The sequence below is a fragment of the Paenibacillus sp. FSL R7-269 genome, assembly GCF_000517865.1.
Lineage (GTDB): Bacteria > Bacillota > Bacilli > Paenibacillales > Paenibacillaceae > Paenibacillus_AQ.
In genome coordinates, this window is sequence record NZ_ASPS01000122.1 from 1 (window position 1) to 2,133 (window position 2,133).

Here is a 2,133-nt window from a genome sequence, read left to right on the forward strand (position 1 = left end):
TTCTCTATTGAAATCGACACTTGAGAAATCATAACTCCAATTACTACCGTTAACTGAAGTTGGTGTCCCCATGGCTTTGATGACATCACTTTTTGTGGAACCGATCGAGAAGCTTGTATTAGCCTCTTGGTTTCCTAACCAAACTTTTAAATTATCACTAATATCACTATAGCCTTCTACCTTACCTTCTCTATCAAAAGTAATTCTTGAGAAATCATAACTCCAATCTCTCCCATTTATTGATGTTGGCTTACCCATGATTTTCTCAACATCTTTCATGCTTGCACCAAGCCCAAATTCTTTATTAGCTTCGGATTTCGGCTTTTCAGTTGCCGAGGCCACTTTTGATTGATCTAGCTGGTCGAAATGCTCTGTTGATAACTCTTCACTTTTGTTGAATTTGGAATCTACTTGTGCCGTTTCTACATTAGACTCCTCTTTTGTTAACGTTCTATTTGTTGTCAAACTCTCTTCTTTGCCTTTATCTAATTGCTTTATAGGATCTTTTATTGAAGTAACTTGCTGATATTCGTCGTATTGAATAGTAACGCTCTCGAAAACCCATATTTCATCAAGAATGCTCTTAGGAGTACCTAGTAGATCAAGAACTTGGATCTTAGAGTAACCCTTTCGCACTTCCCCGTTTTTAGTTTTATTTTTTAATAACACTTTTAACTCCCCGTTATTCTCATAGCCAACTACAAAGTCATTTTCATCGAAGAATATGATTGAATTACCATACTTCCACTTTTTTTCGGTCATTGTTGCAGGTTTTCCCATGATCTTAATAACGAACTTGGAACTGGAACCTAAAGTAAAGTAACTAGGAAGTTCCTCAGAATTCGTATCTGTTTTTATTGATGAAGCAGAACTTGTTTGAGATGCACTCGTCCTACTTGAAGAAGATATATCATTCGTAAACACTGGAATGCCCTTACTATAAAGAGAATTAGCAGTAATCAGAAAGATACCTACAGTGGTAAGTAGTATGCCCCCGATTTTTAAAAGTCCAAACCAGTATGGAGGTGAAAATACGGCCACTTCTATCTTCTTTTGAGGAGCTATATGGACATCCCTTTTACGAGATTGCTTTTCCGGATCTGAATATCGGGTTTGATTTTTTTCATTGTTCTGATTTTGATTTAGATTCTCGTTGGTTATCTTTGAGAAGTACAACCTATATAAACGATCATAATTTTCTCTAGATTTGGGATCTGATAATATCTCATAGGCCTTCCGTAGCCTTTGAAAAACCTCAGAGTCCCCTCCCACGTCTGGATGCAATACTTTTGCTTTCGCCCTAAATGAATCTTTTATAGCATTACTTGAGGCCCCGAAAGGAACACTTAAGACAGTATAATAATCAGTAAATTGATTCAAATGTCTATCCCCATCCCACACTTGCCACACTTGGCAATTTTAACTTTTATAAAATCTACTCGATTTAGAACCCCGCATTCATAACAGGTAATGACCTCCCAATGCTCAAATTGTTTTTTTTGCTGTTTTGCCAAAAGAGTTTTCAATTTATATCTATCAATCAATTGGATCTTTGCTTTCTCAGCCAACTGCACGGCTGCATCCGTGAAAGTCGATGTTGTAATTACCCAGCCTTCATTCAGATCGTAAAAAACAACACCACTTATAATTTCTTGAACAGCCTTATTTCCTACACGATTTTTCTCACTATAGCGCTTAGCCTGTAAGCCAATTCGCTTGTTTTCTTTCTCAATTATTAAATCTACTCCTTGGTCGCCAGAGACAGTGGTAGTACGTACCCTATACCCTATATTTTCAAAAAAATATTTGAGTATGTTCTCGAATTCAATTCCGTTCATCTTATCAATGTAGTCAATATTACTTCTTTGAATGTGCTCACGCCAAAGACGATCCGCATGCGCCCTTTTTTTACGTATCTCATCTTGATGTCGTTGGAGCCGCTCTTCTCTCTTTACTCTAGCCATTGTAATTTCAATATTCTCTTCATCTAACTTGTGCTGTTCCATTATAGCTTGTTTAAACTTATAGTTTACCTTTAAAGTTAGACCTGAATCCGTGAAACGAAAAACTGAAAAAGTTAGAAAAACATCCCCCGGTGAAGTAAACTAACGAAAAGGGAAGAATTCCCGTATT

Annotated in this window: 2 protein-coding genes; both read right to left on the reverse strand. The window is 36.8% G+C overall.

Annotation, left to right across the window (positions count from 1 at the left end):
- A partial coding sequence (locus C162_RS34870) for a J domain-containing protein (RefSeq protein WP_162174504.1) occupies window positions 1-1,380 on the reverse strand: 1,380 nt, incomplete at its 3' end.
- Entirely contained in the window at window positions 1,377-2,006 is a 630-nt protein-coding gene (locus C162_RS34875) for a restriction endonuclease (protein ID WP_051494097.1), read from the reverse strand. The genes C162_RS34875 and C162_RS34870, both read right to left, overlap by 4 nt.
- Window positions 2,007-2,133: the final 127 nt, after the last annotated feature.

What these genes read in the sequence shown, in the direction of transcription:
- C162_RS34875 (WP_051494097.1), bottom strand. Translation starts at nt 2,006, where the DNA reads ATGGAACAGCACAAGTTAGATGAAGAGAATATTGAAATTACAATGGCT.